1 pseudogene is annotated in these 545 nt (G+C 57.8%); it reads left to right on the forward strand.

What is annotated here, in order from left to right:
* Nucleotides 1–545, forward strand: a pseudogene (locus KP699_RS16325) (D-lactate dehydrogenase); the annotation flags it as partial.

Consider the following 545-nt stretch of genomic DNA (forward strand, 5'->3'; position numbering starts at 1 on the left):
CCTGCATCGCGATGCGTTCAATATTGCCGACAAATACGGCAAGGATACTTTCGCGGTCATCCGCTATTTCGGCACGAAATACCTGCCGATGTTCTTCTCCATGAAGTCCCGGTTCGACGTTTTTGCGCAGCGCCTGCCGTTCCTGTCCGATCATTTCAGCGATCTGGCGATGCAGTTCCTCAGCCGCTTCCTGCCGAAACAGCTTCCCCAGCGCATGTGCGACTACCGCGACCGTTTCGAGCATCACCTGATGCTCAAGGTCTCCGCCCAGATGACCGGACCTGTTCGTGCCTATCTGGAGCAGTGGGCCTCCAGCACGGGCGGTGCTTTCTTCGAATGTACGCCGGATGAAGGTACGCGCGCCTTCCTGCACCGCTTCGCCGCAGCCGGTGCTGCCGTGCGTTATCGTGCGGTCCATACGAAAACCGCTGAAGATATCGTGGCGCTTGATGTTGCCCTGCGCCGTAACGACCGCGAATGGTTCGAGGTCCTCCCCAAGGAGATTGAGGACCGGATCATCGTCAAACTCTATTACGGCCACTTTT

The sequence above is a fragment of the Acetobacter sp. P1H12_c genome, from assembly GCF_018811975.1.
Taxonomy (GTDB): Bacteria; Pseudomonadota; Alphaproteobacteria; order Acetobacterales; family Acetobacteraceae; genus Acetobacter; species Acetobacter persici.